This is a genomic window from Arthrobacter crusticola (assembly GCF_004357995.1).
Lineage (GTDB): Bacteria > Actinomycetota > Actinomycetes > Actinomycetales > Micrococcaceae > Arthrobacter_D > Arthrobacter_D crusticola.
The window spans coordinates 132,363-156,834 of record NZ_SMTK01000001.1; the positions used below are offsets into that span (position 1 = coordinate 132,363).

At 65.5% G+C, this 24,472-nt stretch carries 17 protein-coding genes; 11 read left to right on the plus strand and 6 right to left on the minus strand.

The window, feature by feature from the left end; genetic code table 11:
• Position 1: 1 nt before the first annotated feature.
• Positions 2 to 469: a hypothetical protein gene (locus E2F48_RS00645; protein ID WP_133402115.1), complete on the minus strand. Its 468-nt coding sequence runs from the start codon at positions 467 to 469 to the stop codon at positions 2 to 4.
• A 199-nt stretch (positions 470 to 668) separates the two neighbouring features.
• Between E2F48_RS00645 and ilvD the strand changes: the two genes are divergently transcribed.
• The 7 genes from ilvD to metG all read left to right on the plus strand — a co-directional run bounded on the left by ilvD (position 669) and on the right by metG (position 10,780).
• Positions 669 to 2,369 carry a dihydroxy-acid dehydratase gene (ilvD, locus tag E2F48_RS00650; RefSeq protein ID WP_133402116.1) on the plus strand — a complete coding sequence of 567 codons (1,701 nt, stop codon included), beginning with the start codon at positions 669 to 671 and terminating at the stop codon, positions 2,367 to 2,369.
• 573 nt (positions 2,370 to 2,942) lie between these two features.
• Positions 2,943 to 4,823 (plus strand): acetolactate synthase large subunit, encoded by a 1,881-nt coding sequence (locus E2F48_RS00655; RefSeq protein WP_133402117.1) that lies wholly within the window; start codon positions 2,943 to 2,945, stop codon positions 4,821 to 4,823.
• A 2-nt stretch (positions 4,824 to 4,825) separates the two neighbouring features.
• Positions 4,826 to 5,338: an acetolactate synthase small subunit gene (gene ilvN / locus E2F48_RS00660; protein ID WP_120165272.1), complete on the plus strand. Its 513-nt coding sequence runs from the start codon at positions 4,826 to 4,828 to the stop codon at positions 5,336 to 5,338.
• 61 nt (positions 5,339 to 5,399) lie between these two features.
• Complete coding sequence (gene ilvC / locus E2F48_RS00665; protein ID WP_133402118.1) at positions 5,400 to 6,425, plus strand: ketol-acid reductoisomerase; 1,026 nt, start codon at positions 5,400 to 5,402, stop codon at positions 6,423 to 6,425.
• Positions 6,426 to 6,586: 161 nt separating this feature from the next.
• Positions 6,587 to 8,176, plus strand: a complete 1,590-nt coding sequence (gene serA, locus E2F48_RS00670; RefSeq protein WP_133402119.1) for a phosphoglycerate dehydrogenase — start codon at positions 6,587 to 6,589, stop codon at positions 8,174 to 8,176.
• Positions 8,177 to 8,217: 41 nt separating this feature from the next.
• Positions 8,218 to 9,141: an acetamidase/formamidase family protein gene (locus tag E2F48_RS00675; RefSeq protein ID WP_133402120.1), complete on the plus strand. Its 924-nt coding sequence runs from the start codon at positions 8,218 to 8,220 to the stop codon at positions 9,139 to 9,141.
• Between the two features lie 67 nt (positions 9,142 to 9,208).
• Entirely contained in the window at positions 9,209 to 10,780 is a 1,572-nt protein-coding gene (gene metG / locus E2F48_RS00680; protein WP_133402121.1) for a methionine--tRNA ligase, read from the plus strand.
• Positions 10,781 to 10,798: 18 nt separating this feature from the next.
• On the opposite strand, the gene E2F48_RS00685 is transcribed toward metG, so the two are convergent.
• Together E2F48_RS00685 and E2F48_RS00690 are read right to left on the minus strand one after the other, a co-directional pair.
• Positions 10,799 to 11,335, minus strand: a complete 537-nt coding sequence (locus E2F48_RS00685; RefSeq protein WP_133402122.1) for a hypothetical protein — start codon at positions 11,333 to 11,335, stop codon at positions 10,799 to 10,801.
• 60 nt (positions 11,336 to 11,395) lie between these two features.
• Positions 11,396 to 13,084 (minus strand): ATP-binding protein, encoded by a 1,689-nt coding sequence (locus E2F48_RS00690; RefSeq protein WP_133402123.1) that lies wholly within the window; start codon positions 13,082 to 13,084, stop codon positions 11,396 to 11,398.
• Between the two features lie 732 nt (positions 13,085 to 13,816).
• On the opposite strand from E2F48_RS00690, the gene E2F48_RS00695 reads away from it, so the two are divergent.
• The 3 genes from E2F48_RS00695 to E2F48_RS00705 all read left to right on the plus strand — a co-directional run bounded on the left by E2F48_RS00695 (position 13,817) and on the right by E2F48_RS00705 (position 18,115).
• Complete coding sequence (locus tag E2F48_RS00695) at positions 13,817 to 15,673, plus strand: hypothetical protein (RefSeq protein WP_133402124.1); 1,857 nt, start codon at positions 13,817 to 13,819, stop codon at positions 15,671 to 15,673.
• 165 nt (positions 15,674 to 15,838) lie between these two features.
• On the plus strand, positions 15,839 to 16,897 hold the full coding sequence (locus E2F48_RS00700) for a 3-isopropylmalate dehydrogenase (RefSeq protein ID WP_133402125.1): 1,059 nt from the start codon (positions 15,839 to 15,841) through the stop codon (positions 16,895 to 16,897).
• A 111-nt stretch (positions 16,898 to 17,008) separates the two neighbouring features.
• Positions 17,009 to 18,115 (plus strand): branched-chain amino acid aminotransferase, encoded by a 1,107-nt coding sequence (locus E2F48_RS00705; protein ID WP_133402126.1) that lies wholly within the window; start codon positions 17,009 to 17,011, stop codon positions 18,113 to 18,115.
• Positions 18,116 to 18,199: 84 nt separating this feature from the next.
• Here the strand turns inward: E2F48_RS00705 and E2F48_RS00710 are convergent, their stop codons facing one another.
• From E2F48_RS00710 to E2F48_RS00720, 3 genes are read right to left on the minus strand one after another with little or no spacing between them, the layout of a single operon-like run.
• Positions 18,200 to 19,741, minus strand: a complete 1,542-nt coding sequence (locus E2F48_RS00710) for a putative bifunctional diguanylate cyclase/phosphodiesterase (RefSeq protein ID WP_133402127.1) — start codon at positions 19,739 to 19,741, stop codon at positions 18,200 to 18,202.
• Between the two features lie 5 nt (positions 19,742 to 19,746).
• Positions 19,747 to 20,181 carry a DUF7793 family protein gene (locus tag E2F48_RS00715; RefSeq protein WP_133402128.1) on the minus strand — a complete coding sequence of 145 codons (435 nt, stop codon included), beginning with the start codon at positions 20,179 to 20,181 and terminating at the stop codon, positions 19,747 to 19,749.
• 29 nt (positions 20,182 to 20,210) lie between these two features.
• Positions 20,211 to 22,523 carry a glycosyltransferase family 2 protein gene (locus E2F48_RS00720; RefSeq protein WP_133402129.1) on the minus strand — a complete coding sequence of 771 codons (2,313 nt, stop codon included), beginning with the start codon at positions 22,521 to 22,523 and terminating at the stop codon, positions 20,211 to 20,213.
• Positions 22,524 to 22,865: 342 nt separating this feature from the next.
• Here E2F48_RS00720 and E2F48_RS00725 point away from each other — a divergent pair, with 342 nt between their 5' ends.
• Positions 22,866 to 24,365 (plus strand): chitinase, encoded by a 1,500-nt coding sequence (locus E2F48_RS00725; RefSeq protein WP_246018452.1) that lies wholly within the window; start codon positions 22,866 to 22,868, stop codon positions 24,363 to 24,365.
• The last annotated feature ends 107 nt before the right edge of the window (positions 24,366 to 24,472 follow it).

Here is a 24,472-nt window from a genome sequence, read left to right on the forward strand (position 1 = left end):
CCTAGGCGAGCCCGATGAAGGCCTCCATGAAGGCGTCGAAATCGATCCGGTCGACGTCCTGCTCGAGGACGATGCCGTTGCCCGGACCGACATCCAGCACGGGTTGGTCCTCGACGGCGAAACGGAAGACCTTTCCCGTGCTGGTGCCGACCTCGTAGGTGTTGTCGTCCCACATAGTCGCATGCGCCAGGTTCGTCATATTGACCTCCACCGGTGACCCTGCGCTGCTGAGGTCCGCAACCCGCACCGGCGCGATCATCAGCTCGGCCGGCTTCCAGCGGTAACCGAGCACGTAGGACGTCCCGTCAGGCGCTGGAGCCTCGCCCTGCTCCGGTTCCTCCGGTGCGGCAAAGACGAGGTTGTAGGCGCCGTAGTTCGGGATCTGTGAGTCGAAGATCCGGCGGAGGGCGTTCTTTAGCCCCTGGCCGCCGGAAAGATGCTCTGGGGACGATGCGGGCTCGGACGTCATGTTCCGCCAAGGAGTTAGGGTGCCAGCTGGTGGGTCGGCCGCGGGATCGAACCCCCGGGCCGCGGGCGCTCGCCCGCTGCGGCCGATTGTACCGGAGGCAACCTTCCGGATCGAAGGTTGCCCGGCGCGAATCGCCATGCGGTAACAGCCCGGAAACAGAAAACAGGAACCCGCGACTGTTACCCATAGACTTTCAGGCATGACCGTGACTACCCCTGACATCAAGCCAAGAAGCCGTGCGGTAACCGATGGAATCGAGCGGGCGCCGGCGCGCGGAATGCTTCGGGCCGTCGGCATGGGCGACGACGATTTCGTCAAGCCGCAGATCGGCGTTGCCAGTTCCTGGAACGAAATCACCCCCTGCAACCTCTCACTCAACCGGCTCGCCCAGGGTGCCAAGGAGGGCGTGCACGCAGGCGGCGGATTCCCCATGCAGTTCGGCACCATCTCCGTGTCCGACGGCATCTCCATGGGCCACGAGGGCATGCACTTCTCCCTCGTCTCCCGCGAAGTCATCGCCGACTCGGTCGAGACGGTCATGGAAGCCGAGCGCATCGACGGCTCGGTCCTCCTTGCCGGCTGCGACAAGTCCCTGCCCGGGATGCTCATGGCCGCCGCCCGCCTCGACCTGGCCAGCGTCTTCCTCTACGCCGGCACGATCATGCCCGGCTGGGTCAAGCTCGAGGACGGCACCGAAAAGGAAGTCACCCTGATCGACGCCTTCGAAGCCGTCGGTGCCTGCGCCGCCGGGAAGATGTCGGTGGGGGACCTCACCCGCATTGAGAAGGCGATCTGTCCCGGTGAGGGTGCCTGCGGCGGCATGTACACCGCGAACACCATGGCCTGTATCGGTGAGGCCCTCGGCATGTCCCTTCCCGGCTCCGCCGCCCCGCCCTCCGCGGACCGCCGCCGCGACCACTTCGCCCGCCAGTCCGGCGAAGCCGTTGTGAACCTGCTGCGCCTCGGCATCACCGCCCGCGACATCATGACCCGCAAGGCCTTCGAAAACGCCATCGCCGTCACCATGGCCTTCGGCGGCTCGACCAACGCAGTCCTTCACCTTCTCGCCATCGCACGTGAGGCCGAGGTCGACCTCACCCTCGACGACTTCAACCGCATCGGGGACCGCATTCCCCACCTGGGCGACCTCAAGCCCTTCGGCCGGTACGTCATGACCGACGTCGACAGGGTCGGCGGCGTCCCCGTCATCATGCGTGCACTGCTCGACGCAGGGCTCATCCACGGCGACGCACTGACCGTCACCGGCAAGACCGTGGCCGAGAACCTCGCGGAGATCAACCCGCCGGACCTCGACGGGAAGATCCTGCGGGCCATGGACAACCCCGTCCACAAGACCGGCGGCATCAGCATCCTCAAGGGATCCCTCGCCCCCGAAGGCGCCGTAGTGAAAACCGCAGGGTTCGATGCCTCCATCTTCGAAGGAACCGCCCGCGTGTTCGAACGCGAGCAGGGAGCCCTCGCCGCACTCGCAGAAGGCACCATCAAGGCCGGCGACGTCGTCGTCATCCGCTACGAAGGACCCAAGGGCGGCCCGGGCATGCGTGAGATGCTCGCCATCACCGGGGCCATCAAGGGCGCAGGGCTCGGCAAGGACGTCCTCCTGGTCACCGACGGGCGCTTCTCCGGGGGAACCACCGGCCTGTGCATCGGGCACGTGGCCCCCGAGGCGGTCGACGGCGGTCCCATAGCGTTCATCCGCGACGGCGACCGCATCCGCGTCGACATCCCCAACAAGAGCTTCGAGCTGCTCGTTGACGAAGCCGAGCTTGAGGCCCGCAAGGTCGGTTGGGAGCCACTGCCGGCCCGTTACACCAAGGGCGTCCTGGCCAAGTACGCCAAGCTCGTCCACTCGGCCTCCGAAGGGGCATACTGCGGCTAGAACCTCCCAGGGGTGCCACGCGCTAAGCGCATGGCACCCCTGGGGCCCTCGGTTCGACGCCTTATTGTGGGTGGCTGGCTTCCTGCCTTCCTCACCAGCCACGCGCTAAGCGCATGGCACCCCTGGGGTCCTCGGTTCGACGCCTTATTGTGGTGGCTGGCTTCCTGCCTTCCTCACCAGCCACGCGCTAAGCGCGTGGCAACCCTGGGGCCCTCGGTTCGACGCCTTATTGTGGCGGCCGGCCCAGTGCCTCTGGCGCCAGCCGCGCGCCCCGGGCGCACGGCTTCCCGAATCAGTTAGTGTCCACTAACCGGACGCCTTGTCCAGCATATGAGACAGCGGGGAGTGCTGTTGACACTGCACAACCCGTACGAGGAGACTTCCAATATGCAGTCAGTGAACGTAATCGTCGTCCTTACCAAGCGCGTGGCTTAAAGCCCGACCGGTAGACCCTACGTCACGCGCAACCCCTCACCAGCCCACCAGGCGGAGGGGTTTTTTGTTTCCACAGGACAAATCGCGCACCAACTGTCCAGCACGTCAATGCAGTACACGTTCCGAAGGAAGTTTCAGATGTCCAAGGGATCGCCCATCAGCCCGGCGCTGATGGCAGCAAGGCCGGCCGCTCCTGCAGCCCCGGGCAGGGACACCGCCCAGACGGCGCCGGTGAGCGCAGTCCGGGGACCCAACAACGTTGTGCCCCCCACCGAAATGCTCGGCTCCTCGGCGATCGTCCGGTCCCTCGAAGAGCTCGGCGTCGACGACATCTTCGGACTTCCCGGCGGAGCCATTCTGCCGACCTACGACCCGCTGATGGCCTCCACGAAGCTGCGCCACATCCTGGTCCGGCATGAGCAGGGCGCGGGGCACGCCGCCCAGGGCTACGCCATGGTCACCGGCCGCCCGGGAGTCTGCATCGCCACTTCCGGCCCCGGCGCGACAAATCTGGTTACCGCGATCGCCGACGCCCACATGGATTCGGTGCCCCTCGTCGCCATCACCGGTCAGGTCGCGAGCGGGGTCATCGGCTCGGACGCCTTCCAGGAGGCGGACATCGTCGGCATCACCATGCCGATCACCAAGCACTCCTACCTGGTGACCAATGCCAACGACATCCCCCGCGTGCTCGCCGAGGCCTTCCACATCGCCTCGACCGGCCGCCCGGGACCGGTACTCGTGGATATCGCCAAGGACGCCCAGCAGGGCAAAATGACCTTCTCCTGGCCGCCGAAAATCGACATCCCCGGCTACCGCACGGTGGTGCGCGGTCACTCGAAGCAGGTCCGCGAGGCCGCCCGCCTGATTGCCGGCTCCACCCGGCCGGTCTTCTACGTCGGTGGCGGAGTCATCAAGGCACACGCCGCCGCGGAACTGAAGGAGCTCGCCGAACTGGTCGGCGCGCCGGTCGTCACTACGCTCATGGCCCGCGGTGTGTTCCCGGATTCCCACCCCCAGCACGTCGGGATGCCCGGCATGCACGGCTCCGTCTCGGCCGTCACCGCCCTGCAGCAGTCCGACCTGCTGATCACCCTGGGCGCACGCTTCGATGACCGGGTCACCGGGGTGCTCTCCAGCTTCGCGCCGGGCGCCAAGGTCATCCACGCGGACATCGACCCCGCGGAAATCTCCAAGAACCGCACCGCCGACGTGCCCATCGTGGGATCGGTCAAGGAGATCATCCCCGAACTCATCTCCGCCGTCCGTGAGCAGTACGACGCCGGGGCAACTCCCGACATCTCGGCCTGGTGGAACACCATCAACCGGCTCCGTGAAACGTACCCCATCGGCTTCACCCAGCCCGACGACGGACTCTCGGCGCCGCAGCAGGTCATCAAGCGCATCGGTGAGCTCACCGGCCCCGAGGGGGTCTATGTTGCGGGCGTCGGCCAGCACCAGATGTGGGCAGCCCAGTTCATCCAGTACGAGCGCCCGCACGCCTGGCTCAACTCGGGCGGGCTCGGCACCATGGGTTATTCGGTTCCGGCCGCCATGGGTGCCAAGGTCGGCAATCCCGACCGAGTGGTCTGGGCCATCGACGGCGACGGCTGCTTCCAGATGACCAACCAGGAACTCGCGACCTGCGTCATCAACAACATCCCGATCAAGGTCGCCGTCATCAACAACTCATCCCTCGGCATGGTCCGGCAGTGGCAGACCCTGTTCTACGAGGGCCGGTACTCCAACACCGACCTGAACACCGGGCACGACACCGTGCGCGTGCCCGACTTCGTCAAACTCGCCGACGCCTACGGGTGCGCCGGCCTGCGCTGCGAGCGTGACGAGGACATCGACGCCACCATCCAGCAGGCCCTGGCGATCAACGACCGGCCCGTCGTCGTCGACTTCGTCGTGAGCCGCGATTCGATGGTGTGGCCGATGGTGCCCTCCGGAGTGAGCAACGACCTCATCCAGATCGCCCGCAATATGACCCCCGTCTGGGAACAGGAGGACTAGCCATGACCCGTCACACGCTCTCCGTACTCGTCGAGGACGTCCCCGGTGTCCTGACCCGCGTCGCGAGCCTCTTCGCCCGCCGGGCCTTCAACATCAACTCCCTCGCGGTCGGCCCCACCGAGATTCCCGGCATGTCCAGGATGACCGTCGTGGTCGAGGCGGAAGGTGATCTGCTCGAGCAGGTCACCAAACAGTTGAACAAGCTCATCAATGTCATCAAGATTGTCGAGCTCACCTCCGAACAGTCGGTGCAGCGTGACCACATCCTGGTCAAGGTGCGCGCCGATGCGGCAACCAGGCTGCAGGTCACCCAGGCCGCCGACCTGTTCCGGGCCTCCGTCGTCGACGTGTCCACCGACTCGTTGATCATCGAGGCCACAGGCACCCCCGAAAAGCTCAGCGCCCTCCTGTCGGTGCTCGAGCCGTTCGGGGTGCGGGAGATCGTCCAGTCCGGCACCCTCGCAATCAGCCGCGGGGCGAAGTCGATGAGCGACCGGGCGCTCCGCAGCGCCTGAGCCCGCACCGCCCTTTTCACCCATCAAGTTTTCCAGGTAATCCACTAGAGGAGATATCCACGTGACCGAGTTGTTCTACGACGACGATGCCGACCTTTCCATCATCCAGGGCCGCACCGTGGCCGTCATTGGATACGGCAGCCAGGGCCACGCCCACGCGCTCAGCCTGCGCGACTCCGGCGTCGATGTGCGCGTCGGGCTGAAGGAAGGATCGAAGTCACGTGCCAAGGCCGAGGCGGAGGGCCTCCGGGTCCTTTCCGTCGCCGAGGCCACCGCCGAAGCCGACCTCATCATGATCCTCACCCCGGACCAGGTGCAGCGCCACGTGTACGCGGAGGACATCGCGCCGAACCTCCAGGCCGGCGACGCCCTGTTCTTCGGCCACGGCTTCAACATCCGCTACGGCTACATCCAGCCGCCGGCCGACGTCGACGTCGCTCTCGTCGCACCCAAGGGCCCCGGGCACATCGTGCGCCGCGAGTTCGAAGCCGGGCGCGGGGTTCCCGACCTGATCGCCGTCGAGCAGGATGCCTCGGGCAAGGCCCGTGAGCTCGCGCTGTCCTATGCCAAGGCCATCGGCGGTACGCGTGCCGGCGTCATCGAGACCACCTTCACCGAGGAGACCGAGACCGACCTCTTCGGTGAGCAGGCGGTGCTCTGCGGCGGCGCGTCGCAGCTCATCATGTACGGCTTCGAGACCCTCACCGAGGCCGGGTACAAGCCCGAGGTCGCCTACTTCGAAGTGCTCCACGAACTGAAGCTCATCGTCGACCTGATGGTCGAGGGCGGCATCGCCAAGCAGCGCTGGAGCGTGTCCGACACCGCCGAGTACGGTGACTACGTCTCGGGCCCGCGGGTCATCGACCCGTCGGTGAAGGAAAACATGAAGGCGGTGCTGGCCGACATCCAGAGCGGTGCCTTCGCCAAGCGGTTCATCGATGACCAGGATGCGGGAGCCCCCGAGTTCGCCGCCCTGCGCAAGAAGGGCGAGGACCACCCGATCGAGAAGACCGGACGGGAACTGAGGAAGCTGTTCTCCTGGATCCAGACCAACGACGACTACACCGAAGGTTCGGTCGCCCGCTAGGCGCCGGGGCAGCACCACGCTGCCCAGCCCCCGCTGGGGAACAATCAGGACACGAAGGCCGGGCTCACTGCTGAGTAACATAGCGGGCCCGGCCTTTCCTGCACCCTAAGCTGGCCGTACACTCCACCCGCCCCGCATTGCAGCAGTGAAGGATCATTCCTGTGGAAAAACCCGTAGTTCTCCTCGCCGAAGAACTCTCGCCCGCCACCGTCGAGGCCCTCGGCCCGGACTTCGAAATCCGGAGCACCGACGGTGCCGACCGCACCCAGCTCCTCGCGGCCCTGGGCGACGTCGACGCCGTCCTGGTCCGCTCGGCCACGCAGATGGACGCCGAAGCCATCGCGGCTGCGCCGAAGCTCAAGGTGATCGCCAGGGCCGGGGTGGGCCTGGACAACGTGGACATCAAGGCGGCCACGCACGCCGGAGTCATGGTGGTGAATGCTCCAACCTCGAACATCATTTCGGCCGCGGAGCTGACAGTGGGGCATATCCTCAGCCTCGCCCGGAACATCCCGCAGGCCAGTGCAGCGCTCAAGGCGGGGGAGTGGAAGCGCTCCCGCTACTCCGGCATCGAGCTTTATGAGAAGAAGATCGGCATCATCGGCCTCGGCCGGATCGGGGCCCTCGTTGCCGCGCGCCTGCAGGGATTCGGGACCGAGATCCTCGCATACGACCCCTATGTGACCTCCGCGCGGGCCGCGCAGCTGAACGTGCGGCTCGTGACCCTCGACGAGCTCCTCACCGAAGCCGATTTCGTCACCATCCACATGCCCAAGACGCCCGAAACCGTCGGCATGCTCGGCGAGGAGGCGTTTGCGAAGATGAAGGCCAGCGCGTACGTCGTCAATGTCGCGCGGGGCGGGCTGATCGACGAGCCGGCGCTCCATGCGGCGCTGGAGCGCGGCGAGATCGCAGGCGCCGCCGTCGACGTGTTCGTCACCGAGCCGAGCACCGACCTCCCCTTCTTCAAGCTCGACAATGTGGTCGTCACCCCGCACCTTGGTGCCTCCACCGCCGAGGCCCAGGAAAAGGCAGGCATCTCCGTTGCGAAGTCGGTCCGGCTCGCCCTCGCCGGGGAGCTCGTGCCCGATGCCGTCAACGTCGCTGGCGGCATCATCGACCCAGCCGTCCGCCCCGGTATCCCGCTCATGGAAAAGCTCGGTCGGATCTTTACGGCACTGACCCATGACTCGCTCACCCAGATCGAGGTCGAGGTCGCCGGCGAAATCGCCTCGCTGGATGTGAAGGCCCTTGAACTCGCGGCGCTCAAGGGGGTGTTCACCGACGTCGTCTCGGATCAGGTCTCCTACGTGAACGCCCCGGTGCTCGCGGAGCAGCGCGGAATCGCCACCCGGCTGACGACGACGCCGGAATCGGAGGAATACCGCAACGTCCTGCGGATCCGCGGCGCGCTCTCGGATGGATCACAGATCTCGGTCGCGGGAACCCTCACCGGCCCCAAGCAGATCGAGAAGCTCGTCGGCGTCAACGGGTACGACCTGGAGATTCCGATCAGCGAGCATCTCCTGGTGCTGCTGTACACCGACCGCCCCGGCGTGATCGGCGCCCTCGGCCGGCTGCTGGGCGAGAAGGACATCAATATCGCGGGCATGCAGGTGGCGCGGAACAAGGAGGGCGGCCAGGCGCTGTCACTGCTCACGCTCGACAGCGCGGTTCCCCAGGACGTGCTCGACGCCGTCAAGGCCGAGATCGGCGCGACAGTGGCACGCGAGGTCGACCTGCAGTCCTAATCCGCGCACCGTCGGCCCTCAGCCGTCCCGAAAGGAGACCGATGGCGGTCCACACCCTGCCCGCCGGGCGGAGCACGGTCCTTCAGTCGTTCAACCGATCGGTTCCTCCCGTGCTCGAAGTCCACCCGGGCGACACGGTCGTGGTGTCCTCTCTCGACGCCTCGGGCCACCTGGAGGCCCCGACGTCGCCGGGGGAGGCGAAACCCCTGATGTTCCCCGACCGCCTGGGCCACTGCCTGACCGGGCCCATCGCGGTCAGGGGCGCGGTGCCGGGTGACGTGCTCGCCGTGTCCTTCACCGCCCTGACGCCGGGGGAGTGGGGATGGACGATTGCCGGCCACCGCCGGGACGCCCTCGCCAGTGCCCTCGGGATGGACGAGGCCGAGCCCCAGTGGCTCCTGTGGGACCTCGATCCCGCACAGGGCACGGGAGTGAACCAGCTGGGGCACGCGGTCGGGCTGAGCCCGTTCCTCGGCGTCGTCGGCATGCCACCCAACGAGCCGGGGGAGTTCCAGACTGTCCCGCCGCGGGCCGCCGGCGGTGGCAATATCGACTGCCGCGAACTCACCGCCGGGTCGGTCCTCTACCTGCCGGTGACCGTGCCGGGGGCGATGCTCTGCGTGGGCGACGGGCACGCCCGCCAGGGGGACGGGGAAGTGGGCGGTACGGCGATCGAGTGTCCCATGACCTCGGAGCTGGTGCTGGACCTGGCGGCGGATCCGGCGCTGCAGTCGATCCATGCGGTTACACCCACCGCGCGGATCACTTTCGGTTTCGATTCCGATCTGAACGCCGCCAGCGCAGAAGCCCTTGGCGCCATGCTGACGTGGATGCAGGCCATGTATGGGCTGGATCGCACGAGAGCCCTGGCCCTGGCGAGCACCGTCGTTGACCTGCGCGTTACGCAGATTGCCAACGAGGTGTGGGGCGTCCACGCCGTGCTCGGCCGGGACGCGCTGCGGTGAGCAGCCCCACCCGGGGCACGCCCGGAACGGAATCGGGTTTCGACGGCGGACAGGGTAATTTCGTAGAGTGACTTCTCCCGGTTCAAACACTCCGTTCTACATCACCACGGCGATCTCCTACCCCAACGGCGTCCCGCACATCGGCCACGCCTACGAGACGATCGCCACCGACACCATGGCCCGGTTCAAGCGGCTTGACGGCTATGACGTCCGCTTCCTCACCGGTACGGACGAGCACGGGCTGAAGATGCAGCAGACGGCGGACAAGGAAGGTATTCCGGTCCGGGAACTGGCAACGCGAAACGCGAAGGCCTTCCGGGCGATGAACGACTCCCTCGGGATTTCCTATACGCGCTTCATCCGCACCACCGACGAGGACCACTATGCGGCCGCCTCGGAGATTTGGCGCCGGATGGAGGCGAACGGGGACATCTACCTGGATAAGTATTCGGGCTGGTACTCCGTGCGGGACGAGGCCTTCTGGCCGGAGGACGAGACCGAACTGCGCGAGGACGGCATCCGCTACGCCACGGAGACCGACACCGAGGTCACGTGGACCGAGGAAGAAAGCTACTTCTTCCGGCTGGGCTCCTACCAGCAGCGGCTCCTCGACTTCTATGAGAAGAACCCCGAGTTTGGTGCGCCCCAGTCCCGCTTCAATGAGGTCATCAGCTTCGTGCGGGGCGGCCTGCAGGACCTCTCGATCAGCCGCACCACCTTCGAGTGGGGAGTGCCGGTACCCGGCAGTGAGAAGCACGTCATGTACGTCTGGGTGGACGCCCTCACCAACTACCTGACCGGTGTCGGGTTCCCGGATACGGAGTCGGAGTCCTTCCGTAGGTACTGGCCCGCCGACGTCCATGTTATCGGCAAGGACATCTCGCGCTTCCACGCCGTGTACTGGCCGGCGTTTCTCATGTCGGCAGGGCTCGAGCTGCCCAAGCGCGTCATGATTCACGGCCACCTCCACAACAAGGGGGTCAAGATGTCCAAGTCGCTGGGCAACGTCGTCGCACCGCAGGACTGGGTGGAGCAGTACGGCCTGGACCAGGTCCGTTTCTTCCTCCTGCGCGAGGTTCCCTTCGGCGCGGACGGCTCCTACAGCCACGAGGCTGTGGTGGGCCGGATGAACTCGGACCTGGCGAACAACTTCGGCAACCTCGCGCAGCGCTCCCTGTCGATGGTGGCCAAGAACTGCGCCGGGATGGTGCCCTCACCCGGTTCCTTCACGGAGCCCGACGCCGCGCTGCTTGCCGACGCCGGGGCGCTCCTGGAAACGTGCCGATCGGCCTTCGAGAAGCAGGAGTTCTCCCGCGCGCTGGAGGCGATGTGGACCGTGCTGGGGGACACCAACGCCTACTTCGCCGAGCAGCAGCCGTGGGTGCTCCGCAAGACCGACCCAGAGCGCATGAACACCGTTCTCTATGTGACCCTTGAAGTGCTGCGCATCGTCGCGGTGCTGTCCCAGCCGGTGATGCCGACGAGCGCCGCCCAGCTCCTCACGGTGCTGGGACAGGGCACTTCTGACGGCGACCCGCTGCGGGCCTTCTCGGCACTCGATACGGCGCTGCAGCCGGGCACCGAACTGCCTGCCCCGACCCCGATCTTCCCGAAGTACGAGGAGCCGAGCGAGGGGTAGCAGCCGGCCAGCACGGTCCTAGTTCGAGAAGAACCGCTCGACGGCCGTTTCGCGCATGAGGCGGGCCACCGTCTGTTGCTGCTCCCGGGCCGCCGTGAGGAGCCGCTTGAGTTCGGTTGGATCAAGGGCGGGCTCACGCCTGCCGGCGGGCGTGTCAGCCACGAACAGCAGAGTGTCCCAGAGCGCTTCTTTGCCACGCAGGAGCGACTGCAGCGCTTCAAACTCCAGCTGGGCTCCCTCACCGGATTTCCGCCGCAGGAGATTGATGGGGTTCACCGAGGAGATCAGGGCGCCGCTGTGGGCTGCCGCCATCTTCAGCCTGCCCGGACGGTGTCCTAGCGCGTAGATGAGCCGTACGAGCGTGTCCCGTTCTCCGGAGATACCGCGTGCCAGTTCGGCGAGCTCAGCACCGCTTGCCGTGCCGTCCCAGGAACGGCTGGCCGCTTCGAAGAGTCGAACTCCGTTGGTCGCGCCCAGCAGATGGGTGTCGAGGTAACCGAACAGCGTTTCCTTATCGAGGCGCGTCCGGAGGGGCGCCTGCTCGTGATCGTTCATATTCCTATCCTTGTTGTTCCATCGCAGGGTGCAAATCGGAGGCAACGGCAATGCGGGCCGCTAGCTGCGGGCGGCAGCCGGGGATGAAGCCTTCAACGGCAGTTCGATGCGCACAGTGGTCCCTTCGCCGACGGTGGAGTCGACGGTGATCGAACCGTTGTGGGCAGTCATCGTCCGTTGGGCTATCGCCAGTCCGACTCCCGCGCCGGGAACTGCGCCGTCGGTCGCGTTCGAGGCGCGGAAGAAGCTTTCGAAGAGGCGGGGGATATCGGCTTCGGGGATACCGATGCCGGTGTCGCGCACCACCACTTCGGCCGGGCCCGCTTCCGAGCTGCAGAGGGTGTTGACCTCGACCACACCGCCCGGTCCGGTGAACTTCACCGCATTGGAGATGACCAGCCCAACTGCTTCCTTGAGCTGGTCGTAATGTCCGGCGACGAGGATGCTTTCTTCACTGGGCGGGCAGAGAAGGGACACGTTTTTCGCCGCAGCAGCGGCAGAAAGGTCCCCGGCGGCTGAGACAACGACATGGCCAAGGTCCACGGAGAGGTGGCCGTGCGGCTCATCAAGCGTGGGCGAGAGGGCCGTGATGTTCTCAATCAGGTCGCGGAGCCGGGTTGTGTTGCGCTCGACCGTTTCAAGCATGCGCCGGGCCCCTTCGGGCAACGGACCGCCTGAGCCGTCGAGGATCATCTCAAGGTAGCCTGCCATTGACGCGAGCGGTGTCCGCAGCTCGTGGTTCACCGTACCTACGAAGTCGCTTTTGGCCTTATTGAGGCGCCGGAGTTTCTCGACGGCCTGCTGCTGCCGGGCGATCAGCTGACCCTGGATCAAGCCGTGGGCGAAGTTGCCGAGCACGTGCTGGGTCAGCGAGTTCTCGACCGGGGTCCACTCAAGGGGTCGGTGGTTATTGATTAGCCAGACAAGCCCGAACGGTGTGGTGCCTTCCCCGAGGGCGACGACGACGCCGCTCGTAATGCCGGACAGATCGGCGAGATCCTCGAAGACTGACATGCCCGCCGATACAGAGTCCGTTGCGGGAGGGAAGCGTTCGCCGGTGGAGCTTTCCCACAGTCGGAGCGCCAGGGCCTTGGCCCTTCCCGAGTGGGCCAGGGATGGAACCTCCATGGGGTCAGCATCCGAACTTGACCAGTGCGAACTCAGGTCCGCCACGCGGTCGTCGGGGAAAATCTGGAGGTAGACGGAGTCGGAGCCGAGTGCGCGGCCGAGCCCGGCGAGGAAGTTTCCAACCATGGTTTCGAGGCTGTTGGCGGCGCGGATGCCTGCGGAAATTTCACGCATCCGTTCGCGGAGCAGGGACGCAGATTCGCGCTGGACCCGGTGCTGGCGGCGTCGGGCGATGGCGGACGCGGCGCGCTGGATAATCTCGCGCTCCTGGTACGGCCGAAAAACGAAATCGGTGATCGGATTCTCGAGCAATCCTCCGGGCTCCAGCGGCGAACTGTCGGGCAGGAGGAGGATGACCGGAAGCCCAGCGAAGCGGGAATCGGATTCAAGGACACCAAGGAGTGCCCGACTGCTTTCGTCGGCCAATTGAAGGTCAAGGAAAACAATGTCGGGTGTGCTTTGACGGAGGGTGCCCAGAAGTGCCGAACCTGAACTGACAGAGACTGCGGCGTAACCTGCCTGCTGCAAAATGGCACACAGATCTTGGCCGTCCTCACCGCTTGGCGATGCGACGACGGCCGTGCCGCCGAACCCGGCCCAGCTAACGTCTTGCTTGCTCACGGCGTCCCTTCCGCATGTCGCTTGCGCTCACCCTATCCGAAGGCCTGTCCGGTGTCAGGTTCATGGGCACCCGATCGATGGGTCTATTTCCAACTCCGGCTGAAAATACACGCTCACGAACCGCCACGTATTTTCAGCAACGCCGAGCGTAGCGATGCGAGTAAATACCCGGAGTCCTCCGAAACAGTCGAGTATTGCTCACTCGCGACTATCCCTCGGGCCATTTCTAGCCTGAGTAAGTAATCAAAAACTGATGATTCTGCTGGGGAAACATCAAGGTTTTGAGTCGGTCTCACACGGCATTCGAGCGTTCTCTTGCAACGCCATGCGTCACCGGATTTCAGCCCCCAGGAGTGGTCAGTAAAGCCCCCATCTGGTTGGAGAGCTGCCATGAAGTCAATCCTTACAACTGTCGGGCTCGTAGGCTTCGCCTTCGCAGCCAGCACCGCTCCCGCCTACGCGGCGCCTCCTCCGAAGAGTAATCCCTGCCAATCGGCAGGCATCACGGGCGTCGGCGCCCAGGCCACAGCGGGGAACGGGGCGAGGTGTTCTGGCGGCGGCCAAGGGGGAGTGCCGGAACAGCCGGCTACGCCCGCTCCGCCCGCAAGTCCAGCGGCCCCGGCCGAGCCCGCCGTTCCCGTGGTGCCGGCGATTCCTGCCGTCCCAGCGGTTCCTGCTACGCCGGTCGAACCCGTCGTTCCCGCGGCCCCGGTTGAGGTTGTTGCTCCGACGGTGCCGACCATTCCCGTTTCTCCGGACCAGGTAGGCAATGCGGCCGGTAGCAAACCGAACGCGGGAAATCCCGGCGGTGGCGGCAACGGCAACCCAGGCGGCGGGGGCAACGGCAATCCCGGCAACGGTGACCCCGGCAACGGCGGCGGCAACAGTGACAGCGGTGGCGGTGACAACGGCAATCCCGGCAACGGTGACCCCGGCAACGGTGACTCCGGCAACGGTGACCCCGGCCACGGCGGCGGCAACGGCAATCCCGGCAACGGTGACCCCGGCAACGGTGACCCCGGCCCCGGCGGCGGCAACGGGAACAACCCCGGCAACGGCGGTGGGGACAGCGGAAATCCCGGCAACGGCGGCGGCGACGGCGGCAACGGGAACAACCCCGGCAACGGCGGTGGGGACAACGGCAACCCCGGCAACGGCGGTGGGGACAACGGCAACCCCGGCAACGGTGACCCTGGCAACGGTGACCCTGGCAACGGGAACAACCCCGGCAACGGCGGTGACAACGGCGGCGGCGACGGCGGCAACGGGAACAACCCCGGCAACGGCGGTGACAACGGCGGCGGCGACGGCGGCAACGGGAACAACCCCGGCAACGGCGGTGACAACGGCGGCGGCAACGGCGGCAACGGCAACCCCGGCAACGGTGACCCCGGCAACGGCAACCCCGGCAACGGCGGTGACAACGGCGGCGGCAACGGCAACCCCGGCAACGGCGGCGGCAATGGGAACAACCCCGGCAACGGTGGTGGGGACAGCGGAAATTCCGGCAACGGCGGTGGGGACAACGGCAACCCCGGCAACGGCGGCGGCAACGGTGGTGGGGACAGCGGAAATTCCGGCAACGGCGGTGACAACGGCGGCGGCAACGGGAACAACCCCGGCAACGGGGACAACCCCGGCAACGGCGGTGACAACGGCGGCGGCAACGGGAACAACCCCGGCAACGGCGGTGACAACGGCGGTGACAACGGCGGCGGCAACGGCGGCGGCGACGGCGGGAACGGCAACCCCGGCAACGGCGGCGGCAACCCCGGCAACGGCGGTGGGGACAGCGGAAATCCCGGCAACGGCGGTGGGGACAACGGCAACCCCGGCAACGGCGGCGGCGACGGCGGCAACGGGAACAACCCCGGCAACGGCGGCGACGGCAACGGCGGTGACAACGGCGGCGGCAACAACGGCGGCGGCAACGGGGACAACCCCGGCAACGGCGGTGACAACGGCGGCGGCAACAACGGCGGCGGCAACGGGGACAACCCCGGCAACGGCGGTGACAACGGCGGCGGCAACGGTGACGGCTGCGGCGACAACAACGGCGGCGATAACAACACCGGTGAGGGCAACAACGGTGGCGGCAACAACACCGGTGAGGGCAAGAACGACTGTGGGGAGAACCCCGGTGGGGAGAACCCCGGTGGGGAGAACCCCGGTGGGGAGAACCCCGGTGGGGAGAACCCCGGTGGGGAGAACCCCGGTGGGGAGAACCCCGGTGGGGAGAACCCCGGTGGGGAGAACCCGCAGCTTCCCGGAACTCCGGAGTCGCCCTCCGTACCCGAAGCTCCTGAAGTGCCGCAGGCCCCTCAGTCCCCAACCAAGCCAGGAAAAACCGTCGTGATCACGAAGGTCCCAGTGAAGACTCCGGGCACCGTCACGGTGCGGACTGTGGTCGTGCCCGTTTCAACTGGGACGGTTCGCACCAACCGGGGCCTCAATGTTCAGTCGGCTGCGATTGCGGCATCGGATGACCCGGGTCAGGTGTGGTTGGGAGGGCTTGTCGTGGCGGGCCTGACCGGTGCGGGCCTCGTGGCCGGCCGAGTCGTTGAGCGGAAGCGGAACGCTAGCTTCTAGCAGGCACGAACCAGTCAGTACGAATGGGGACGGGCACCCGAAAGGGGCCCGTCCTCATGTCTGCAACGAGAGCGGCATCGTGGGGGACCCGGTAGCCCCCTATGCCGATGTCTCACAAAATGAGACTGATTGTCCGCAGGGCGGCCCGCTTCGTAATCTGGGTCGATGGACCCCTCAACTGCTCGTATCGACCTCGCGATCATCCCCGGAGACGGCATCGGCCCGGAAGTCACGGCGGAAGCGGTGAAGGTGCTCTCGGCGGTACTGGCCGATGAGGTGGAACTTGCGCTTACCGAGTACTCCCTCGGAGCCCAGCACTGGCTCGCCACCGGGGAAACGCTCCCAGAGGAAACCCTCACCCGGCTGCGTGCCCACGATGCGATCCTCTTTGGAGCGGTGGGTGCGGCACCGGGGGATAAGCGGATCCCCTCGGGGCTGATCGAACGCGAACTGCTGCTCAAACTGCGATTCGAACTCGATCACTACGTCAATCTGCGCCCCTCCAAGCTGTACCCGGGGGTGGGCTCGCCCTTGGCTGCCCCAGGAGCCGTCGACTTCATCGTGGTGCGGGAGGGCACTGAGGGCCCCTACGCCGGCAATGGGGGCACCCTGCGCGGCGGGACGAATCATGAGATTGCCACGGAGGTTTCGCTCAATACGGCACACGGGGTGGAACGGGTTGTGCGTGACGCCTTCCGCCGTGCGAGCGAGCGCCCGCGCCGGAAGCTGACCCTGGTCCACAAACACAATGTGCTGGTCTTCGCAGGCCACCTCTGGAAGCGGACGGTGGAAGCTGTCGCGCTGGAGTTCCCCGAAGTCACCCACGACTACCTGCACGTCGATGCGGCGACGATTTTTCTTGTCACCGATCCGTCACGGTTTGACGTCATCGTGACCGACAATCTCTTCGGCGACATCCTGACCGATCTCGCCGCGGCCATTAGTGGAGGGATCGGCCTAGCGGCCTCAGGAAACCTCAACATGGACCGCACGGCGCCCTCAATGTTCGAGCCGGTCCACGGTTCCGCCCCTGACATCGCAGGTCAGCAGAAGGCGGATCCCACGGCCGCTATCCTCTCGGCGGCGCTCCTGCTGCGGCACCTGGGCCAGAATGCCGCGGCCGAGCGCATCGAGCGTGCGGTTGAAGCCGACATCGCGGGCCGCACTGGAGCACCGCGCACGACGTCGGCGGTGGGCGATGCGATTGCCGCCGCGGTGTCCTAAGGTGGTTAGGAACCATTAACCCAGCGTCGGCGAAGCAGCCGGCACTGATCACTGACCGAATAGCCTCCCGGAGCGCCGCTCCGCACGGAGCAGGTCACGCGCGGAGGAATCATGACAGCCACCGATCTGGAGTTCGCCCAGCATCTCTCCACCACTCCCAAAACCGTGGAGCAGCGCGAGGCCATCCTCGCCGATCCGGGGTTCGGCAACCACTTCACCGACCACACAGCGATCGTGGATTTTTCGGTCGACGCCGATGGAAAGGGCGGATGGAGCAATGCGCGGGTCGAACCCTACGGACCCATCGCACTCGACCCCGCCGCCGCCGTTCTGCACTACGGCCAGGAAATATTCGAGGGCATGAAGGCGTACCGCCATGCCGATGGTTCAATCTGGACCTTCCGTGCGGACGCCAACGCCGCACGCCTCAACAGGTCGGCGGCTCGACTCGCCCTTCCCCAGCTTCCGGAACCGATCTTCCTCGAATCTCTGCGCCAGCTGGTTTCAGCCGACCGTGATTGGATTCCGACCGGTGAGGGAGAGAGCCTGTACCTGCGACCCTTCATGATTGCCACGGAGGCGTTCCTCGGGGTCCGGCCCGCACGGGAAGTTTCGTTCCGCGTCATCGCCTCGCCCGCAGGAAACTACTTCGGAGGAGAGCTGAAGCCGGTTTCGATCTGGGTATCCCGGAACTTCGCCCGCGCCGGACGGGGCGGAACCGGCGCGGCGAAATGCGGAGGCAACTACGCGGCTTCCCTCGCGGCCCAGCTCGAGGCGGAAGCCAATGATTGCAAGCAGGTGCTCTTCCTTGATCAATTCAACGACAACGCCGTCGAAGAGCTCGGCGGCATGAACGTGTTCTTCGTGTTCAAGGACGGCTCACTCGTCACTCCGGCGTTGTCCGGCACCATCCTGGAGGGCGTGACGCGCTCCTCGGTGATTCAACTGGGCCGGGACCGCGGGATGAACGTCGTCGAGCGCAAGATCACTCTCGACGAGTGGCGCGACGGTGTTGCCACCGGCGACATCACCGAAGTCTTCGCCTGCGGCACGGCAGCGGTGATCACCCCAATTGGGCAGCTGAAGGACGGCGACGAGATTATCGGCGCACCTGATGCCCGTCCCGGTGAGGTGACCATGTCCATCCGCAGTCAGCTGCTAGGAATCCAGACCGGCACCGCCGAGGATGTCCACGGCTGGTTGACCAGGCTGGTTTAGATCCCGCTTCTTGGGCGGCGCAGCTTCACAGTTGTGCCGCCCAGGGCCTGCGCCCGCGGCGGAGGCTCAATGCTGCCTCGTCGGCTAGGCCGGCAGGCTGAGATACCGGTGGGTGGCGAGCAGGGCTTTGATCTCCTCGATCGGCAGCGGCCTGCTGAAGTAGAACCCCTGGCCGCTGGCGCATCCCATGGCCCGCAGCTGGTCGGCCTGTTCCTTTGATTCGATGCCCTCACAGACAGCCTCAAGTCCGGCTGCCCGGATCAACTGAAGCACTGCAGAGACGAATCCGAACTGGCCGGGTTTGGTATCAAGATCGACAAGAAGCGAGCGGTCGACCTTCACCATACTGACGGGCAGCTCGCGCAGGTAGCTGATTGAGGAATAGCCTGTCCCAAAATCGTCGATCTCGATCCCCACCCCAAGCTGCTGGAGGCTGAGAAGCGAGTACATCTCCACTTCGCCCCGCGTCACGATCGCCGATTCGGTGATCTCAATGACCAGGCAGGAGGCAGGGACCCCTGTTTCCCGCAGGAGGCCGCGCACATAGTCGACCAGGTCGAGCTGCTTCAGCTCAACAGCGGAGAGGTTCACCTGAAGCTGGAAGTCGTCGTCAAGCTGGAGCTCACGGCGCCATTCGGCAAGGTGGCGCAGAGACGTCGACATCACCCACCGGTCGAGGTCATGAATGACTCCGATTTCCTCGGCGAGGGGGATGAAGACGTCCGGTGGGATGAGCCCGCGCACCGGGTGCTGCCAACGCACCAGCACCTCAAGCCCGATAATGCGGCTTGTCGCAAGTTCAACCAGCGGCTGGAAGTGAAGAACCAGTTCTTCCCGACGGATGGCGGCCCGGAGTTCTGCCGCCATCTGGCTACGGAGCTGCCGCGAATACTGCATCACCGGTTCGAACACCTTAATGATGTTGCGGCCTTCGCGCTTGGCGGCGTACATCGCGGTGTCTGCATCGAGCAGCAGGTCATCCGCACTCTGCTGGGGGTCTCCAAGCCGTACCCCGATGCTCGCTCTCGGATGAACCTGCAGGTCCTCCAGCTCGATGATCTCGCCAAGGACTTCGAGGGCGCGTCGTGCCACGCGCATGCAGATCTCCATGCTGGCGGCCGGGAGGAGAATCGCGAACTCGTCACCGCCGAGACGCGCGACGACGTCGCTCGCACGCACAACGCCGTTGAGCCGGACGCCGACTTCCTGGAGTACGCGGTCACCCGCGTCATGCCCGAAGCGGTCGTTGACGTTCTTGAAGGAATCGAGGTCAAGGAGGATCAGCGCCGGCGGGGGCGCCCCGTTCGCCGTCTCGGCTAGCGCGTTTTCAAGGGCTTCCATCAGGGCCACCCGGTTCGCGAGGCCGGTGAGGGCATCGGACATCGCCATTTTCTTCATATCCCGGTGTGCCTGGCGAAGCATCGCCGTACGGCTCTCAACCCGCTTCTCGAACTGGTCGTAGACCTGTTCGAGCTCCTCCGCAAGGAGGTTGAAGCCGGTGATCACCGCATCAACTTCATCCCTTGCATCCGAGGGCTCGATCCGGCTGCTCAACTCGCCGCGCGAAAGTCGGACGATGCTGTCAACCAGCTGGCCTAGCCGCGGATCCTTGTTTTCGGCGTTCATCTTTTTCAGGGTACCGGCAGGAAGCCCGCGAGCCATGCAAGCGCTTCGCTCCGCGATGCGAAGAAGGCGACAGGACTTTTGGCATCCTTGCCTCCCATGAGGAAGTTGCCAAGCACTCGGTCGACAGGGCTCGATCCCAGGACTGCAACGGCCACGGATACATGCGCTGCACCCAAGACCACGCGGGCATTCCGATCAATAGATTTCACTCCGCGGATATCGATGAGCAGCGGCCGCGGTACGCCCGCGGCGAGCGCCCGCGCCTGCTCCGCCTTGGATTCCGCGAGGCGCCGGGAGATATGCTCACCGGCCGGTAGCGTTATCACCGTAATCCCCTCCGCGGACATGGTTTGCGCTCCGGCCCGTGGCGCATCAGCGCCAACGTCGTCACCGTCGCCGAGCTTGTCGGCAACATTGTCGATTGTTATCCCATCGGTCATCGGTCCCCCAACCTTTCCCGTGCTTGAATTCAGCGAACCGAGGCGCGCCTACGGCGGTCCTTGCCGTCACGCATGTCGCGGTTCAGCCGCCGGTCGCCGTGATACAGGATTGACGCCCAATCGGCGTCTCCCTCCTCCCTGGCAGGGATGGTCGGTGCTGCTGTTGGAACTGACTTGGGTTTGACGTACAGCCAGTTCAACACTCCCAGCCCGACGTCGACGGCCGAGTTCTTGATGCCAATGTAAGCGCGTATGGCACCTGCGGCGAGTACCGCATTCAGGCCGGCGAATACGGCGTTACCCCAGTGTCCCTGACTCGTGTCCCTGACCAGCGTCAGTATCGAGAACGCGACGATCAGGTAGGGGACAAGGACGTAGAGCCCCGGCGCCGCGGTACGGTTCTTTACCTTGGGCGTGCGGACGAACGGGATCTTGTCACCGGTGAATGCCTGCTGGATCGACTTCAGGACGCCGGCGAGATTTACCGGGAGAAGGACGAGGTTGAACCCGTAGATTCTGAAGATATCGGAGAAGCGGTGGCCACAATCACGTAGATCGCTGCCCATCGCCAGGAAATAGGGGAGGGCGGCAAGGAAAACGACGGGGCTGAGCAGCCTGCTGTCGTAGGGATAGGCAAGGAGGAACAGGAGGCCGAAGCTTGCCCAGGAAATGGATGCCATGTAGTTCACCCGCAGGAGGATCTCCCTCAGAAGGACCGGCTCGCGTTTGAAGCGGCGTCCCCTTACCTGGTCCCACAGCTTGGGAAGGATCAGCAGCCCACCGTTGGCCCAGCGGCGGCGCTGCACCACCAGCGAACCGAAGTCCGGGGGCGTGGCACTGTAGCTCAGACGTTCGGGATAGTTCATCAGGGTCCATCCGTGGGACCCGAGGTCGACGCTTGACTCGGTGTCCTCGATGACCGTCCGGTCCTGAATGTAGGTCTTGATGTCGAATCCGCCGACGTTTTCGACCTCGACGATGTCCTCGACAGCCTTTTTCCGGATCACGGCGTTGGCGCCGACCCAGAAGGTCGCCCCGTAGTAGGACATGCCCTGGTGGAGGATGTGCTGGATATCCGTGGTTGCACCGGCCACCCGCTCGATGCGGGTCGGTGCGCCGCGGAAGGAGGAGTATGGGGTTTGGGTCACCGCGACACGTTCATTGCCCGGCGATTCCAGCAGGTACACCAGGCGCAGGCAGTAATCGCGCAGCAGGAGCGAATCGGCATCGAGGGTCAGCAGGTAGGTGGTGTCAGGAATGTCGAGATCGGCTGGGCCGCCGGCCGGTGCGGGCCGGAGCACTGTGCCGTTTGCGGCTTTTTCCTCAACCCACCGCTGGCCCATCAGGGAGATGTAGGCGTTCAGGTTCATCGCCTTGTTGGCCTCGTGGGACAGGGAGGCGTACCGCTTGCGTTCGAACGTCGCCAGCTGGGTGGTGAAGATGCGGACAAGCCGCAGGTAGAGCTCGCGGGTCCGCTCCGGTTCGGGGGCCTCGTTCTGGCTAAGCGCGGCGTTGAGGGCGAGGATGGTCAGCCGCAGTTCGCGTGCGAGGCCCATCAGGACGAGATCCACGAAAAACTCGTCGACGTGGTCATCCACGCGCTCGGACTCCGCCATTCCCTCGAGCCACGCCGCCGCGGCCTCATACTCGGCGATCAGCGCGGGCAGCTCTCCGGCGCCCGTGGACCCGGCGCCGTGTCGGCTGTCGAAGTCTGCGAGGACCTGGGTAGCCCGCGCCGCTGGTTCAATAAGGCTCGCCTCGATATCCACCGTCAGGGCGCGGGTAGCCTCCAGCTTTCCGCGCGCGGCCGGGTCTGTCGGGTTCGTCGGGTCATCCACCAGCAGGACAACCCGCAGATCGGGGAATTCCTGCAGGGCCGCGGACCACAATGTGGCGCGGACTACGCGCGGTTCCTCGGCGTAGGACGGAACGAGGACGGTGATGCCGTGCTCGTATGAAGCGAAGTGGCGGTCAAGCTCCCCGCGGGGAACCCGCCGGTGGTCGCGGAACCGGTACAGGGCGCCCTGGCGGGCAAGCAGGTACATGAGGGCCGAAAACGTCAGGAAGGTTACGACGATGAGGTAGGAAACCGCTTCGAACTGGAAACGGAATCCCGCGTCGGGGTTTTCGGCAAACTGCCGGAGGATCGTGGTGACGACATAGGTGAGCCAGGCGAGAACCGTCACCACAATGCCCAGCCGGCCGAGGGCGATCTTCCGGTTCGATGGAGTCGGATGAACGATCGACAAAGGCTCGGACCGTCGTTCCGCTCCCCACTGGCGCCGTCGCACGGGGCCTTGATCCGGCTCTGTGGAGCGCGGAACGGTAATTGAATTAGACATATGCTCCCCAGCATCCATACAGCAACAGCAGCGTCCTTCAGCAGGCGCATGATCGTTGCAAGACTTGTCCATAGGAGGACAGGATCCTTGTTATACCAGAGATCACTGACAGCGTACTCGTTGGATGGCGCTGTCCCGGATCCGGTGCCCGCGAAGCAGTTCCACCTGTGTGACGTGCGTAACAATAGCACCGATGGCGTCCCCTCTCCGACGGCGCTACACTTCACTGTCGGCCTTCGCTGGGGAGGCCATCATATTGGGGGCACGTTGTCCAAGCGTTTTCCAGGCCGCCGGCTTTCCGCCCTGCGGCTCCTCTTCCTTGTGTGTGTCTCAGGTGCCCTCGTGACCGCATCCGTCGTGGGTTGGACCCGCTTCGATGATGCCCGCGCCGCTGCGAGCGGCAAGCCGTTCTTCGCCGGATATGTCGACGCGACGGCCACACCCTTTTATGCCTTCGAGAAGCCGCCGACCAGGCAGGGCAGGAATATCGTGCTCTCCTTTGTCGTAGCTGATCCGGCCGATGACTGCGAACCGTCCTGGGGCGCCGCGTACTCCCTTGACGAAGCCGAATCGACGCTGGATCTGGACCGCCGGATCGCCCACCTATCCCGCAGCGGCGGGGAGGTGTCGGTGTCCTTCGGCGGCCTGCTCAACACCGAGCTCGCTGCCTCGTGCACCGACGTCCGGAAGCTCACCGCCGCCTACGAAGCCGTCATCGACCGGTACGACATCACCACGATCGACCTGGATGTTGAGGGCGGAAACCTCGCCAACACTGAAGCAGGAAAACGCCGTGCCGAGGCCGTCGCAGCGCTTCAGGAGGACCGGGCAAAGAGTGGCGCCCCGCTCAACGTCTGGCTCACTCTTCCCGTGGCGCCTTCGGGCCTCACGGCTGAAGGGACGGACGCCGTCGCCCAGATGCTTGCGGCGAAGGTCGATCTCGCCGGCGTGAATGTCATGACCATGGACTACGGGGCATCCAGGACCGAAGGTACGAGCATGCTCGAGGCGTCGGTCGCAGCAGCGAGGGCAACCCACAGCCAACTGGGCACGCTGTACGGGCGGGCCGGTATCGATCTGGGGCCGCAGACCCTCTGGCGCAAGATCGGCCTGACGCCGATGATCGGTCAGAACGACGTTGTCGGCGAGGTGTTCGACACCGATGCGGCCGTGGACTTCAACCGGTTCGCCAAGGAGAACGGCATCGGCCGGATGTCGATGTGGTCTCTGAACCGGGATGGAAACTGCAGCGCCAATTATGCGGATCTCACGGTGGTATCCGACGGGTGCAGCGGGATCGACCAGAACGGACTCCAGTTCGCGGAGCTCCTGGGTGACGGGTTCGAGGGCCGTGCATCGACGCTCGTGAAGGGCCCCACTGTGTCGGAGCCCATTGCGACGCCGGTAGCGGACGACCCCGAGACGAGCCCCTACCCGATCTGGGAGGAGGAGGGCACCTACACGGAGGATGACCGCGTTGTCTGGCACGGGAACGTCTATGTTGCCAAGTACTGGACGCGGGGAGACATTCCCGACAACCCCGTGCTGCAAGCTGAGGAAACTCCGTGGACGATCCTCGGGCCGGTGCTCCCGGGGGAGAAACCTCTGCCGCAGGTGACGGCACCGGCCGGAACCTACCCCGTCTGGAACCCCAAGACCGTGTACCTCAAGGGCGAGCGCATTCTCCTCGACGGCGACGTCTTCGAAGCGAAATGGTGGACTCAAGGGGACAGCCCTGAGGCTGCTATGCAGGGCTCGGACGGGTCACCCTGGAACAAGTTGAGCAGCAGCGAGCTCGCCGAACTACTGAAGAAGGACCCCGGCGGCGTGGCCGGAGGATAGGGCCCCGTCCGCGGATGCCCTTGTGGCCGGTCGACGACACCCCTGAGGCTCGCTCGGCGTGCCGGGGCACCGTAGCCAGCGGCAGGGGAGCCGGGGCGGGGCTCAGG

Excerpts from the sequence above, each read along its gene's own strand:
- E2F48_RS00645 (WP_133402115.1), bottom strand. The coding sequence starts at position 469 with ATGACGTCCGAGCCCGCATCGTCCCCAGAGCATCTTTCCGGCGGCCAG.
- ilvD (WP_133402116.1), top strand. The coding sequence starts at position 669 with ATGACCGTGACTACCCCTGACATCAAGCCAAGAAGCCGTGCGGTAACC.
- E2F48_RS00655 (WP_133402117.1), top strand. The coding sequence starts at position 2,943 with ATGTCCAAGGGATCGCCCATCAGCCCGGCGCTGATGGCAGCAAGGCCG.
- ilvN (WP_120165272.1), top strand. The coding sequence starts at position 4,826 with ATGACCCGTCACACGCTCTCCGTACTCGTCGAGGACGTCCCCGGTGTC.
- E2F48_RS00675 (WP_133402120.1), top strand. The coding sequence starts at position 8,218 with ATGGCGGTCCACACCCTGCCCGCCGGGCGGAGCACGGTCCTTCAGTCG.
- E2F48_RS00685 (WP_133402122.1), bottom strand. The coding sequence starts at position 11,335 with ATGAACGATCACGAGCAGGCGCCCCTCCGGACGCGCCTCGATAAGGAA.
- E2F48_RS00700 (WP_133402125.1), top strand. The coding sequence starts at position 15,839 with ATGGACCCCTCAACTGCTCGTATCGACCTCGCGATCATCCCCGGAGAC.
- E2F48_RS00705 (WP_133402126.1), top strand. The coding sequence starts at position 17,009 with ATGACAGCCACCGATCTGGAGTTCGCCCAGCATCTCTCCACCACTCCC.
- E2F48_RS00710 (WP_133402127.1), bottom strand. The coding sequence starts at position 19,741 with ATGAACGCCGAAAACAAGGATCCGCGGCTAGGCCAGCTGGTTGACAGC.
- E2F48_RS00715 (WP_133402128.1), bottom strand. The coding sequence starts at position 20,181 with ATGACCGATGGGATAACAATCGACAATGTTGCCGACAAGCTCGGCGAC.
- E2F48_RS00720 (WP_133402129.1), bottom strand. The coding sequence starts at position 22,523 with ATGTCTAATTCAATTACCGTTCCGCGCTCCACAGAGCCGGATCAAGGC.